At 58.9% G+C, this 13,745-nt stretch carries 14 protein-coding genes; 11 read left to right on the top strand and 3 right to left on the bottom strand.

What is annotated here, in order from left to right; all coding sequences use genetic code 11:
• Positions 1-296: 296 nt before the first annotated feature.
• Both lysA and RMS03_RS10600 read right to left on the bottom strand, forming a co-directional pair.
• Positions 297-1,571, bottom strand: a complete 1,275-nt coding sequence (lysA, locus tag RMS03_RS10605) for a diaminopimelate decarboxylase (protein WP_310627025.1) — start codon at positions 1,569-1,571, stop codon at positions 297-299.
• An 18-nt stretch (positions 1,572-1,589) separates the two neighbouring features.
• Positions 1,590-1,829 (bottom strand): LPS translocon maturation chaperone LptM, encoded by a 240-nt coding sequence (locus tag RMS03_RS10600; RefSeq protein ID WP_310627024.1) that lies wholly within the window; start codon positions 1,827-1,829, stop codon positions 1,590-1,592.
• Between the two features lie 13 nt (positions 1,830-1,842).
• Here RMS03_RS10600 and cyaY point away from each other — a divergent pair, with 13 nt between their 5' ends.
• Positions 1,843-2,172, top strand: coding sequence for an iron donor protein CyaY (gene cyaY / locus RMS03_RS10595; RefSeq protein WP_310627023.1), 330 nt, complete (start codon positions 1,843-1,845; stop codon positions 2,170-2,172).
• On the opposite strand, the gene RMS03_RS10590 is transcribed toward cyaY, so the two are convergent.
• Complete coding sequence (locus RMS03_RS10590) at positions 2,162-4,537, bottom strand: penicillin-binding protein 1A (RefSeq protein ID WP_310627022.1); 2,376 nt, start codon at positions 4,535-4,537, stop codon at positions 2,162-2,164. The genes cyaY and RMS03_RS10590 overlap by 11 nt on opposite strands.
• A gap of 119 nt (positions 4,538-4,656) precedes the next feature.
• Here RMS03_RS10590 and pilM point away from each other — a divergent pair, with 119 nt between their 5' ends.
• The 10 genes from pilM (at position 4,657) to RMS03_RS10540 (ending at position 13,608) form a co-directional block, all read left to right on the top strand.
• Positions 4,657-5,853 carry a pilus assembly protein PilM gene (gene pilM, locus RMS03_RS10585; RefSeq protein WP_310627021.1) on the top strand — a complete coding sequence of 399 codons (1,197 nt, stop codon included), beginning with the start codon at positions 4,657-4,659 and terminating at the stop codon, positions 5,851-5,853.
• Positions 5,853-6,809: a pilus assembly protein PilP gene (locus tag RMS03_RS10580; protein WP_310627020.1), complete on the top strand. Its 957-nt coding sequence runs from the start codon at positions 5,853-5,855 to the stop codon at positions 6,807-6,809. Before pilM ends, RMS03_RS10580 begins: the two co-directional genes overlap by 1 nt.
• On the top strand, positions 6,806-8,287 hold the full coding sequence (locus RMS03_RS10575; protein ID WP_310627019.1) for a type IV pilus secretin PilQ: 1,482 nt from the start codon (positions 6,806-6,808) through the stop codon (positions 8,285-8,287). Before RMS03_RS10580 ends, RMS03_RS10575 begins: the two co-directional genes overlap by 4 nt.
• Before the next feature lie 8 nt (positions 8,288-8,295).
• Entirely contained in the window at positions 8,296-8,871 is a 576-nt protein-coding gene (locus RMS03_RS10570) for a shikimate kinase (protein ID WP_310627018.1), read from the top strand.
• 3 nt (positions 8,872-8,874) lie between these two features.
• Positions 8,875-9,975: a 3-dehydroquinate synthase gene (gene aroB, locus RMS03_RS10565; RefSeq protein ID WP_310627017.1), complete on the top strand. Its 1,101-nt coding sequence runs from the start codon at positions 8,875-8,877 to the stop codon at positions 9,973-9,975.
• A gap of 164 nt (positions 9,976-10,139) precedes the next feature.
• Positions 10,140-11,276, top strand: a complete 1,137-nt coding sequence (locus tag RMS03_RS10560; RefSeq protein ID WP_310627016.1) for a deoxyguanosinetriphosphate triphosphohydrolase — start codon at positions 10,140-10,142, stop codon at positions 11,274-11,276.
• A 21-nt stretch (positions 11,277-11,297) separates the two neighbouring features.
• Positions 11,298-12,530 carry an MFS transporter gene (locus RMS03_RS10555; protein ID WP_310627015.1) on the top strand — a complete coding sequence of 411 codons (1,233 nt, stop codon included), beginning with the start codon at positions 11,298-11,300 and terminating at the stop codon, positions 12,528-12,530.
• Positions 12,523-13,107 carry a DUF1415 domain-containing protein gene (locus tag RMS03_RS10550; RefSeq protein ID WP_310627014.1) on the top strand — a complete coding sequence of 195 codons (585 nt, stop codon included), beginning with the start codon at positions 12,523-12,525 and terminating at the stop codon, positions 13,105-13,107. The genes RMS03_RS10555 and RMS03_RS10550 overlap by 8 nt, the downstream gene beginning before the upstream one ends.
• Positions 13,108-13,266: 159 nt before the next feature.
• On the top strand, positions 13,267-13,482 hold the full coding sequence (locus tag RMS03_RS10545; protein WP_310627013.1) for a SlyX family protein: 216 nt from the start codon (positions 13,267-13,269) through the stop codon (positions 13,480-13,482).
• A gap of 3 nt (positions 13,483-13,485) precedes the next feature.
• Positions 13,486-13,608 (top strand): hypothetical protein, encoded by a 123-nt coding sequence (locus RMS03_RS10540; protein WP_310627012.1) that lies wholly within the window; start codon positions 13,486-13,488, stop codon positions 13,606-13,608.
• The last annotated feature ends 137 nt before the right edge of the window (positions 13,609-13,745 follow it).

Raw genomic sequence — 13,745 nt, 5'->3', positions numbered from 1 at the left:
TTGGTATCGTTCTTCTCGGCTGAGGTGCTTGTACATTGGGCAACTTCGACTTGGCGGTTAAAGCGGCCATGATGCTCTCGCATCCTCAGCCACCTATAACCAGTTCATCTTTGTTGCACTTCGTCCTTGAATCCGCCATGCCTACTTTTTGAATAAAAAGTAAATAGAGCCTCTTGCAAAACTCCCCGCCAAAGTCGATGAATTAAGTGTCGATTTGGCCGCCTGCGTTGGCTGGCGATGAGTTTTTGGGGCTGGCGTTGTTTGTGAGGGGCGTATGCGCAGGGTGCGCTTTACTTTTAAAGCAAGCGCTCGCAGGCTATCTGATCCGCCACCGTCTCACGTCGACGAATGAGATGCGCCTTGTCGCCGTCCACCAACACCTCTGCTGCCCGTCCGCGTGTGTTGTAGTTGCTGGCCATGGCCATGCAGTACGCGCCTGTGGAGAGCACGGCCAGTAAGTCACCCGATTGCACCGCCAGTTGGCGGTCGCGCCCCAACCAGTCCCCGCTTTCGCACACGGGGCCGGCCACGTCATACGTGACCGCCTCCGTTGCGCGTGCTGACACGGGCACGATTTGGTGGAAGGCTTCGTACATCGCAGGGCGCGGCAAGTCGTTCATCGCGGCATCGACGATGCAGAAGTTTTTTTGTTCGCCGGGTTTGAGGTAAAGCACTTCGGTCAGACACACGCCGGCGTTGCCCACCAGCGAGCGACCCGGTTCGATCATCAGTTGACGCTGGCCGTAGCCACGTGCGTCGAGCTTGGCCAAGAGTTGCGCCCACAGTGCATCCGCAGCAGGAGGCGTGTCGCCGTTGTAGTTGATGCCAAGGCCACCACCAAAGTCGATGTGGTGAATCGCAATCCCTGCCGCCTCAATCGCTTGCACCAGATCGAGCACACGGTCCATCGCATCGAGGTAGGGCGTGGACTCGGTGATTTGCGAACCAATGTGGCAGTCGATCCCCGTGACGTGCAAGCCGGGCAAGCTGGCGGCGTGTTGGTAGGTGGCGAGGGCGCGTTCATGGGCCACGCCGAATTTGTTGCCTTTGAGGCCCGTCGAGATGTAGGGGTGGGTTTTGGCGTCCACGTTGGGGTTGACGCGAATGCTGATGCGCGCACGTTGGCCCATGCTTTGCGCGACTTCACTCAGCACTTCCAACTCGGCTTCGCTCTCGACGTTGAAGCAGGCAATGCCTGCTGTCAAGGCTTTGCGCATTTCGGCGCGTGTTTTGCCCACGCCCGAGAAGATGACTTTGGCGGGGTCGCCGCCTGCCGCGATCACGCGGTCGAGTTCGCCGCCCGACACGATGTCAAAGCCACAGCCTGCTTGCGCAAACACTTGTAACACGCCCAAGGAGGAGTTGGCTTTCATGGCGTAGCAGATGCGTGCATTGCGGCCCGCGAAGCCGCGTTGGTAGGCGGCCAGCGCACTCAACATGGCAGCTTTGGAGTACACAAACAGGGGTGTGCCGTGTTCTTTGGCGAGGTCGGCGAGTGAGGCGCCTTCCAAATACAAATCGTGGTTATGTGCGGCCACAAAAGGCGCACCGGCAAGCAGGGTATGTGTCATTAGACGGCTCTTGAAAAATTAGCGACCAGTGGCGGCAGAAGCTGCGGTGGCAGCGGAGGCAGGTATTGCAGATGCCCCCGGAATTTGACGACGCACGATATCGGGCAGCTTGGCGCGTTGTTGAAACTCAGGATCGTCGGGCATGTATAAATTGCCTTTTTGACCGCAAGCCGTAAGTACAGAGACTGCGCACAACGCAGAGGCCACAGCAGCACGTAGGCTTTTGCCCCTGACTAGAATCGTTTGTTCAATACCCATGGCGCAAATTGTAATGACCGATCTCGAATTCTTAGACCGCGCAGAACTTCTGCTCAAAGCCGTTGAGTTGGCCTGTGACCGCAGCAACGACGAGGGGGAGGCCGACATCGACAACCAGCGCGTGGGCGGCATGATCACGCTGACGTTTGAGAACCGCAGTCAAATCATCATCAACTTGCAAAAGCCCCTGCATGAGGTGTGGTTGGCCGCGCGTTCAGGCGGCTATCATTTCAAGTTTGATGGGCAGCAATGGTCGGACACCAAGGGTCAAGGCGAGTTCTTTGACCGCTTGAGCCAAGACGCCAGCACCCAAACGGGGCTGGCGCTCCACTTCACTGCTTGAACAAATCGAGAATTTTTTTCTTCTCCTCGTTGGCAGGCAGCGGTTCGCTGCTGTTGTTCGAGCGACTTTCCATGCCTAAGCTGCTCACCCCGCCGCCTCTGCTGAACTCGGCATAGGCCCAGTCACCGCCTTCGTGGCTCAGGCCTGTGGGTGGCGAGGGTTCGGCAATGGGGACGTTTTGCAAGGCGTGCTGCATGTAGCTGATCCACACGGGCAAGCTCAAACCACCACCGGTTTCACGATCCCCCAATTTGCGCGGCGTGTCATAACCAATCCAAGTTACAGCGGTGAGTGTGGGGTGATAGCCCGCAAACCAAGCGTCCATCGCGTCGTTGGTGGTGCCTGTCTTGCCGTAGATGTCGGGGCGCTTCAAGGTGGCTTGCGCGCGTGCCGCGGTGCCTGAGCGGGTGACTTCTTGTAGCAAGCTGGTCATCACAAACGCGTTGCGGGCATCAATGGCGCGGGCCGATTCATCCAACACGGGGGGCGTGAACTCGGACAAGGTTTTGCCCATTTGGTCCGTCACCTTGGTGATGAGGAAGGGGTTCACACGGTAGCCCCCGTTGGCAAAGACCGAATAGCCTGCCGCCATTTGCATGGGCGTGACTGAGCCAGCGCCCAAGGCCATGGTCAGGTAAGGCGGATGCTTCTCGGCATCAAAACCAAACTGAGCAATCCAGTCTTGTGCGTTTTGCGCACCCACGGCTTGCAGCACGCGAATCGAAATCATGTTTTTCGATTTGGCCAAACCTTTGCGCAAGGTCATGGGACCTTCAAACGTGCCGTCGTAGTTTTTGGGCTCCCAAGGCTGCCCCCCGGTGACGCTGGCGTCAAAGAACAACGGTGCATCGTTGACCACCGTCATGGGCGTGAAGCCTTTTTCCAGTGCAGCTGAATAGATGAACGGCTTGAAGCTAGAGCCAGGCTGACGCCACGCTTGGGTCACATGGTTGAACTTGTTTTTGTTGAAGTCAAAGCCCCCCACCAAGGCGTGAATCGCACCATCGCGTGGGTCGATCGACACAAACGCGCCTTCAACTTCGGGCAGCTGGGTGATTTCCCAGCCATCTTTGGCGGTCTGCATGATACGCACCAAAGCACCTGGGCGCAGTTTGATGTTGGGCGCGGCTTTTTCAGACAAGCCCGATTGCACGGGTTGCAGACCATCGCCTGTGATTTCCAGCACCTCGCTGTTTTGACGCATCACACGCACTTTTTTGGGTGTGGCGTCGAGCACCACCGCGGCCAGCAAATCGCCTTTGTCGCCTTGCTCAATCAAGGCGTCGTCAATTGCATCTTCAAGTTCGGCAGGCTTGGTGGGCAAGTTGATGAAGCGCTCGGGGCCGCGGTAGTGTTGGCGACGCTCAAAGTCCATGATGCCGCGACGCAGCGCAAAGTACGCCGCTTGTTGGTCGCTGGCGCGCACGGTGGTGTAGACGTTCAAGCCCCGCGTGTAAATCTCGGGGCCGTATTGCGCAAACATCAGTTGGCGGGCCATCTCGGCCACATAGTCGGCATGCGTGTTGAGGCTGCTGGTTGCCGTGCGAATCTTCAACTCTTCTTGCTTGGCGGCGGTGGTTTGTGCTTTGGTGATGAAGCCGTTTTCTTCCATGCGCTCAATGATGTAGAGCTGGCGTGCGCGGGCACGCTTTGGGTTGGCAATCGGGTTGTAGGCTGAAGGAGCCTTGGGCAAGCCAGCCAACATGGCGGCTTCGGCGATGCTGATGTTCTTGAGCGGTTTGCCAAAGTAGGCCTCAGACGCCGCCGCAAAACCGTAAGCGCGGTTGCCCAAATAAATTTGATTCAAATAGATTTCAAAAATCTGATCTTTGCTGAGCATGTGCTCAAGCTTGCTGGTCAGCAGGATTTCGTAAATCTTGCGGGTGAAGGTTTTCTCGGACGACAAGTACACATTGCGTGCCACCTGCATGGTGATGGTGGACGCGCCTTGGCTCTTGGCGCGGCCTAAGTTGGCCAAGCTGGCGCGTAACAAACCGATGTAGTCCACGCCACCGTGTTGGTAAAAACGTGCGTCTTCAATGGCCAGCACCGCGTCCTTCATCACCTTGGGGATGTCTTTAAAGGGCATAAGGTTGCGACGCTCTTCGCCGAACTCGCCAATCTGTGTGCCTTCTGCCGAGTACACCCGCATCGAGAGCTTGGGGTGGTAATCGGCAAGGTCGGAGATGTCGGGCAACTGGGGGTAAGCCATGGCCAGTGCCACCGCCACCAAGAGGCCCAAGATGAGCATGCCAGTTGCCGCAAGCCCAAAGGCCCACAACAAAAGCTGTCCCGCCATGGAGCGTGGGGCTGTCGAGGCAGCAGCGTGTTCTTTCGAACCTTCGGGGGTGGGGGTGGTTGGCATAAGTGTGAAGATTATAAAAACTGCGTCGTCATCACAAAAGTCGCGAGTCAAACACTTCCGCAGCGACGTGTCAACGCGTTGAAATCACAAGCATTCCTGCTATCGAAAGGATGTGCCCCATGCGTTGGAGACTGAGATTGCCGCGTGCGCAGCCGCATCGCCTTTGCGTGGTGGGTTTGGACATCGGCCCACAAGTCTGTAGTTTGGTGGTGGTGTCGGGCCCACTCACCCACGCAGACGGGGTGTACTGCGCCGAGAGCTTGCCTCTGCCCGAAGGCGTTGTCGTGCAAGGCGAGGTGTTGCAGCCAGAGGTCTTGGGTCCATGGCTGCGCACGCATGTGCAAGCGGCAGGCTATGCCGCTACGGCTGTGTACATGGGGTTAGACAACGCCTGTGTCGTGACGCACCACATCACCCTCGCTGCGGGCTTGTTGCCAGACGATGTGGCGTTTCAATTGCAGGCCGAGGTCGCGGCCATACAGCCGCAAGAGGTGGAGGTCTGCATCCATCACCGCTTGGATGCCGAGCCCGCCCCCACCGGTGAACAAGGCTATGTGGTGCAGGCAGTGCCCCGTGTGCGCGTGGAGGCCTTGCAACGCCTGGCCCGTGCCGCAGGGTGGCGTGCAGCTGCGGTCGAGCCGCGTGAAGGTGCAGCCGACCGTGCGCAGTTGCGGCACAGTGTGCTGAGTTGGTCACCAGAGGACGCGGCCCACACAGGGGCGTGCGACGTGGCTTTGGGCTTGGCCCTGCGCGCGTGGCACCGCGAAGGCGTGAACTTCCTGCCTGACAGCGACGAGGTGCAGCACTTGCTGCGCCGTGCGTGCATTTTTAGGAGCGCACGATTTGCGCTGGGCGGTGGCGTGGGTGCGGTATGTTTGGCGCTGGTCATGTCGTGGTTGGCCGCAATTCAAACCCAGCAGTTGGGTGACATGGCGGCACTCACACATGCCTCTGCGCAAGCGCAAAAAGAACATACCCAAGCGCAAGCCATTCAGCAGCGCCACACCGCGCAAGCGCAATGGCTCCAATCACGCCAAGCGGTGCAAGCGCAAACCCTGCAATGGAGTGGCGTTCTCAGCCATGCCGCGCACGGCGTGTGGGTGGCACATGTGACGCAGCAGGGCGCGCATTGGTCGGTGCAGGGCGAGGCTTTGTCGCCTGCGCATGTGCAGCAACTGGTGCAACAACTCAAGGCTCTCCACATTTGGGCCAAGCCCCCCGAGCTGCCACAACTCCAACGCCTGCCTACCGTGTCCAGCGCAGGTTTGCCAGTTTGGCAATTTCGCATGGACGCTGATTTGACGCAGGCCCCCTGATGAATTGGCGTCAACCTTGGACATGGCCTCGCGCCTACCAACACGCCCTCCATGCGAGTGCGGCCCTTGTGGGCGCGTTGTTGTTCAGCCCTTGGTGGCTCACCAGCTGGCAAGCGTGGGACGCCGCCAACACCACACACGACAAGCAACTTGCACGGCAACAAGCCACGCAAGCGTTGCGCCTGCAAACCGCGCATTGGATGAAGCAGCCGCACGAAGCGCTCCCCGTGTTTGCCGACACTGCGGCGCTCACCACATTGGCCCACCAGCAAGGTTTGCAGTTGTCGCACGTGGAGGTAGAGCCGGTGCCCAACCCCTCATGGAAAGCCTTGCAAGTGCAGCAGTTGTCGGTACATGTGAAAGCACAGGGCGCTTGGGATGCGTGGCGTCATTGGTTGGCGCAATGGCCCGCATCGGCACCCGGCGTGACGCTGTCATCCCTGACGCTCAAAGCCGACCCACGCGGTGGCGTGGTAGCGGACTTGGTGGTCACCGCACCACAAGCCACGACGAGCGAGCCGCTGCATGCCTTGTCGCTGACCGGTGCAGAGGCCACCGCCCAAGCCGACCCCTTCAGCACGCAGCGCTGGCCCAGCACCCAACGCACCCATGCCGCGCAACACCCCAGCTATGCCCGCTGGGTGGCGCCAGAGCTAGCGCGGCCACGCGATCCCCTAGAGGCCTTTGCCCGTGAGCGTTTGCAATACGTGGGCCACATAGAGACGGGCGCTCAGAGAGAGGCTTTGGTCAAGGTGTTGCCCGCGGCAGGCGCGAAAAAAGATGCGTCGATGATGAGCGTCTATCGCCTGCGCGTGAACGGTCATTTAGGACACGACTTTGGCCGACTACTCGCCATTGCGCCTGACCACCTACAGGTGCAAGAGCTGGTGCTGATGCCCACAGGAGAGTGGCAACCCCGTGAGGTGCGTTTGCCTTTGCAGGAGACATTGCCATGAACCTTTGCTCGTCTTTCAAGCGTTGCACCACTGGGTGTGCTTGGCTGGTGGTTTGCTACTGCGCGTGTGCGCTGCCGCTACACAGCCAAGAGGCCAAGCCTGGGTACACCGGAGCCCCCATGTCCTTGAACTTCCAACACATTGAGGTGCGTACCGCCTTGCAAATCATCGCGGACTATACGGGCTTGAACATCATCGCCTCAGACAGCGTGACGGGCGCGCTCACCCTCAAGCTGCACAAAGTGCCGTGGGATCAAATGCTGGACATCATGGCGCAAGCCAAGGGCTTGAGTGTTCGCAAGCAAGGCAACGTCGTGTGGGTGGCCACACGTGCCGAAGTCGCAGCGCGTGAAAAACTGGAATACGAAAGCAAGTTGGCGGCACAAAATTTAGAACCCATGCAAACACGCAGCTTTGTGCTCAATTACGCCAAAGCCCAAGACGTGGTCACACAAATTCAAGGTGGCGCGGTGCTGCCGGCCATGCCGCCCATGTCTGGTTTGGGCGGCTACGGCGGCGGGTTGGGGGGCATGGGCTTGCCTGCGAGCGGTGCGCGCGTCCTCAGCTCACGTGGGAGTGCTATGGCGGAGCCGCGCACCAACCAGATTTTTGTCACCGACATTGCCGAACGACTGAACCAAGTGACGCAGATGATTGCCAAGATCGACATCCCCTTGCGCCAAGTGATGATCGAGGCGCGCATCGTGCAAGCCAGTGACACCTTTGGTCAAACGCTGGGCGTGCGCTTAGGTGGTCTGGGACAGGGCGGTGCGCAAACCGTTTGGGGGACGACCAATGCGAACGCCATCGCGAATGCCAACCCCATCGCGCAGCAAGCCACCAGCTTCAACACGGCCAACAAAGCGCTCGACACCTCGGGCAGCTTCGTCAATCTGCCCGCCGCCAGTCTGAACGGGTTTGCCTCGGCCAGCTTTGCGGTGTCCATCTTCAACTCCGCCAAGAACCAGTTTCTCAACTTGGAGCTGTCGGCCTTAGAGGCCGATGGCAAAGGCAAAGTGGTGTCTAGCCCTCGCGTGGTGACGGCAGACCAAGGCAAGGCCGTGATTGAGCAAGGCACTGAACTGCCTTACCAAGTGGCCGCGGCCAGTGGGGCGACGAGCTTGGCCTTTCGCAAAGCCAACCTCAAGCTGGAGGTCACACCGCAAATCACACCCGAGGGCGCCATCGTGCTGGATTTGGATATCTCCAAGGACAGCGTGGGCCAAACCACACCTGCGGGATTTGCCATCGACACCAAGCACATCAAGACGCAAGTGCTGGTGGAAAACGGCGGCACGGTGATGATTGGCGGCATTTACGAAACCAGTGAGCAAGAGGACGAATACAAAGTGCCGCTCTTGGGCGACATCCCCGTGCTGGGCTATTTGTTCAAAAACCGTCGCCAAGCACAAGCCAAGCAAGAGTTGCTGGTGTTCATAACCCCTAAAATGCTAGATCACAGTGCCGTTGCACGTTAAGAAAGCATATGTTGTTGGTTTTGGTAGGTCTGCCGGGTTCCGGCAAAACAACCGTTGGGCGTCAACTCGCCAGGCGGCTTCACCTCCCCTTTGTAGATTCGGATCACGCGATTGAAAACCGCCTAGGTTGCTCGGTGCGCGAGTATTTCGAACGCGAAGGAGAAGACCGCTTTCGCGATCTCGAATCTGATGTGCTGGCCGACCTGTGCCAACACCACCAAGGCGTGTTGTCCACGGGCGGTGGCTCTGTGCTGCGCCCCATCAACCGCGAGCGTTTGCATCAACACGGCCATGTGTTTTATTTGCGTTCCAGCCCCGAAGAAGTGTTCCGCCGTTTGCGCCACGACCAAAACCGCCCCTTGTTGCAAGTGGCCGACCCGCAAGCGCGTTTGCGCGAGCTGATGGACAAGCGTGACCCGCTTTACCGCGAGACCGCGCACTACGTTATTGAAACAGGCCGACCCAACGTGGCGGGCTTGATCAACATGATCGTGGCGCAGCTCGAACTCGCAGGCCACATCCAACCCGCTGCGCCCCCTGCGCCTGCTGACCGCCCGCGCGTGTCACCCCCACACAGAATCTGAGCCATGTCGAACACCCCACACCTCGAACGCATTGCCATTGACTTGGGCGAACGCAGCTACCCAATTTTGATTGGCGAGCAGTTGCTCAACGCCGCCAGCACGTGGGCTGATTTGCCCAAAGCCACGGCGGCCCTCATCGTCACCAACGACACCGTGGGCCCCATTTATGCCGCATGTTTGCAAGCGGCCCTCGCGCCGCTTTACAAACACGTGCACACCGTGGCCTTGCCCGATGGCGAGAGCCACAAGGATTGGCAAACTCTGAACCTGATTTTTGACACCCTGCTGGGCCAAGGCGCTGACCGCAAAACCGTGCTCTTCGCCTTGGGCGGCGGCGTGGTGGGCGACATGACGGGCTTTGCCGCTGCGTGCTACATGCGCGGTGTGCCGTTTGTGCAAGTGCCCACCACTTTGTTGGCGCAGGTCGATTCATCGGTGGGTGGCAAGACGGCCATCAACCACCCCATCGGCAAAAACATGATCGGCGCGTTCTACCAACCGCAGCGCGTGGTGTGCGACCTCGACACCCTGCAAACCTTGCCCCAGCGTGAGATGAGCGCGGGCTTGGCCGAAGTCATCAAATACGGCCCTATTGCCGACATGCAGTTTTTGGATTGGATTGACCTCAACCTCGACGCGCTCTTGGCGCGTGACCCCAAGGCTTTGGCACATGCAGTGAAACGCAGTTGCGAAATCAAAGCGTGGGTGGTGAGCCAAGACGAGCGCGAAGGCGGCATCCGCGCCATCCTCAACTTCGGCCATACCTTTGGCCACGCCATCGAAGCGGGCTTGGGCTTTGGCGAATGGCTGCATGGCGAAGCTGTGGGCTGCGGCATGGTCATGGCCTCGCACCTGTCGCAGCGTTTGGGGCTGGTGGATGAATCATTTGTCTCGCGCTTCACGGCACTCATCGAACGCGCAGGCTTGCCCATCGTAGGCCCCAAACTCGGCGCAGATGTTTACCTGCACCACATGCGCGTGGACAAAAAATCCGAAGCTGGCGACATCAAATTCGTGCTCATCGACAAGCCCGGCACTGCCCTCGTGCGCGGCGCATCCGATGCCTTGGTGGCCCAAGTCATCGACGATTGTTGTGAAAAATAAATGCGCCAAGATGTGTGATCAGATGCGCAATCAACGGGGCGAGTGCAACCAAGCCCCGACGCAGTCTGTTGGTATGGGGTCTGTGCCGCTGATGATTTCTAGTATGAAGAAGCGGCACAGACCCCATGCCGACAGCGAGTACAGCCAATAAAAGCGCACACACCATGCCCCAACAACTCGCCCCCTACGCCTGCCAGCCCCACCAATCCCGTGGCCGCAGACACCAAGAGCCCGAAGCGCCCGCACACGCCCCCAGCTTTCGCAACCCGCATCAACGCGACCGTGACCGCATCGTTCACTCCACCGCCTTCAGACGCTTGGTCTACAAAACCCAAGTCTTTTTGAACCACGAAGGCGATTTGTTTCGTACGCGCATGACGCACTCGTTGGAGGTGGCGCAACTGGGCCGCTCCATTGCCCGAGCATTGGGGCTCAACGAAGATTTGGTGGAAGCCATTGCCTTGGCCCATGACCTAGGCCACACGCCCTTTGGCCACGCGGGCCAAGACGCGTTGAATGAATGCATGGCCCCCTACGGCGGCTTCGAACACAACCTGCAAAGCCTGCGTGTGGTGGATGAGCTGGAAGAGCGCTACCCCGCTTTCAATGGCCTCAACCTGAGCTTCGAAACCCGCGAGGGCATCTTGAAACACTGCGCACGTCGCAATGCAGAGAACATCAACACGCAAGAGCCCGAGGGCGTGGCTGCCCGTTTTTTAAACGGCACCCAGCCCAGCCTCGAAGCCCAGTTGTGCAACTTGGCCGATGCCATTGCCTACAACGCGCACGACATTGACGACGGTGTGCGCTCTGGCTTGCTCACCATCGAGCAACTGCAAGATGTGTCGCTGTTTGCTCGTTATCACGCACAAACCTTGGCCGAGTACCCGCAGCTTCAAGGCCGCCGCGTGTTGTATGAAACCATCCGTCGCATGTTGAGCGATCAGGTCTACGACGTGATCAACGCCACACGTGCAGCACTGCAACAGCACACACCCGTCAGCGCCGACGCAGCGCGTCAGTGCCCAGCGCTGGTGCAGTTCAGTGCGGCGATGTTTAACGAATCCAAGGCGCTCAAGTCGTTCTTATTTCGCAATTTGTACCGTCACCCGCAGGTCATGCAAACCACCGATGGCGCGCGCGCCATGGTGCAAGAGCTGTTCACCGTTTACTTGGCCGAGCCCCAAGAAATGCCCACAGCCTATGCCCAGCGCAGCGACGTGCCGCGAGCCGTGGCCGACTACTTGTCGGGCATGACCGACCGTTTTGCCACGCGCGAACATGCGCGACTCACGGCATAAATCCAGCTGCATCCACGTCATATGAGCAAGCACCGCTTCGGCATCCATCCCTCGTGGGTCATCGTGTTGGCAGGCGTGTGTGCGGCGCTGCATGTGGGCAAACTGCCGCCTGCCTTGCCTGTGCTGCAAGAGGTTTTGAACATCAGCTTGGTGCAAGCGGGTTTCTTGTTGTCTGCTGTGCAAGTGGCCAGCATGACACTGGGCCTTGCGGTGGGTTTGAGTGCCGACAGTTTGGGCCTGCGCCGCAGCATATTGATGGGCTTGGCGCTGTTGTCGTTCGCCAGCATCAGCGGTGGTTGTGTGACCGATGCGCAAAGCTTGCTGTTTTTGCGGGCGCTCGAGGGCTTGGGTTTTTTGCTGGTCGTCATGCCTGCGCCTGCGCTGATTCGCCGCACCGTAGACGCCTCGCAACTGAGTGGCCGCATGGGCTGGTGGGGCACCTATATGCCCACGGGCAGTGCGCTGGCGCTGCTGCTGGGGCCTTGGGTGATTGCGGGGTTGAGTTGGTCGGTTTGGTGGTGGTTCTTGGCGGGTGTGACCGCGTTTGCTTTTGCGGCCGTGTGGCTGTGTGTGCCCGATGTCCAGGCGCCTGCGCCTGTTCATGGCAACACGCCCACGCCAGCGCGTGCTGTCGCGCAGTCTTGGCCACAGCGTTTAGCACTTACTTTGAAAAGCCCTGGCCCTTGGCTGGTGGCGCTGACGTTTGCGGTGTATTCATCGCAGTGGTTGGCGGTGGTGGGTTTCTTGCCGACGGTCTATGCCCAGCTGGGTTTAACGGCGGGCATCGCGGGTGTGTTGTCTGCGTGTGTGGCCTTGGCCAACGTGAGCGGCAACATCCTATCAGGCCGTTTGCTGCAACGTGGCTGGCCCGCGCAGCGATTGCTACTGATTGGCTTTGCGTCGATGGCTCTAGGGGCGACGGGCGCTTATGCCGAATGGCAGGACGTGGGCTTGCCTACCGCGCTGCGCTTTGCGTGTGTGGTGATGTTCTCGGCGGTAGGTGGATTGATACCCGGCACTTTGTTTTCATGCGCCTTGCGTTTGGCCCCTAGCGAAGGCACGGTGTCCACCACTGTGGGTTACATGCAGCAGCTCTCGGCGCTGGGCCAATTCGCCGGCCCCCCTTTGGTGGCGTGGGTGGCAGCCAGCGCGGGCGGTTGGCAGTGGACGTGGGCGGTGACCGCCACACTCAGTTTGGCGGGCGCTGTGTTGGCGCATCTCATTGGCCGTGCTTTGCACAAAAAACATGACTAAGGCAGATATGACCTTCACCCCAGACCAAGAGCTCACCGTTATCGAAGACACGCAAAAATGGCTGTTAGAAGCCGTGGTGGGCCTCAACCTCTGCCCCTTCGCCAAAGCCGTGGTGGTCAAAGACATGGTGCGTTACCGCGTGTGCGCATCCGCTGATCCCGCCGATCTGTTGGCCATGCTCCGAGAAGAGTTGCAGTACTTGGCCGAGGCCGATCCTGATCAGCTAGACACCACGCTACTCATCGCGCCCAATGCCTTGCCCGATTTTTTGGACTTCAACGACTTTCTTGAAGACTGCGACAACGTGCTGATGGACCTAGCGCTTGACGGTGTGCTGCAGGTGGCCGACTTTCACCCGCGCTACCAATTTGGTGGCACGGCAGAAGACGACATCGAGAACTTCACCAACCGCACGCCATACCCCACGCTGCACTTGCTGCGCGAAGCCAGCATTGACAAAGCGGTGGAGGCTTATCCCGATGCCTCGCTCATCTTTGAGCGCAACATTGAGGTGTTGAATAAGTTGGGGCATGCGGGGTGGGAGGGGTTGGGGATACGGGCGAGGGTGCCTAGGTAGTTGGCATGGTGGCACATGACACTATTTGACCCAAAGATCAGCGAATTGTTGGCGCGTATCCAACAAATGGGGTTGGAAATCAAGCACACACGGAAAATCATGGCGGCACACCTAGCTGACCGAACTCAATAAACCCAGCGAATAAGACACAAGCTACACATGCCACACAAAGACACGGATCAACGCTTGATGGACTTGGAAATCAAAGCCAGCTTTACTGAGGACTTGGTCGAGCAACTCAACCAAGCCATTTTCCAGCAGCAACAGCAAATTGACGCGTTGATATACGAGGTCAGTCAACTGCGCCAACAGACGCCCGATGGGGGATCGGGTGGGTTTCGCAGCCTACGTGACGAGTTACCACCCCACTACTAACCCATGCAAGCACTCTTGAGCGACGAGCTGCGCGAACTGGCGCTCTGCATGTTGTATCGCTTAAGTGCTTATGTCATCATCAACTTGATCGATGACGCAGCCATGCTGTCGATTGTGTTTATTTGAATGGCGGATTCAAGGACGAAGTGCAACACGCTTTAACGAGGCATGGAATACCTCGTGAGGTGTCTTGAATCCTAGTCGCTTTCTGGGGCGGTGATTCAATCGGTTTTCAATCATAGTCAATTCCTCATCCGTCACGG

This window comes from Limnohabitans sp., assembly GCF_031538885.1.
Classification (GTDB): domain Bacteria; phylum Pseudomonadota; class Gammaproteobacteria; order Burkholderiales; family Burkholderiaceae_C; genus Limnohabitans.
The sequence above is the reverse complement of the archived record's forward strand: the minus strand, read 5'-3'. Positions and strand labels throughout refer to the sequence as shown.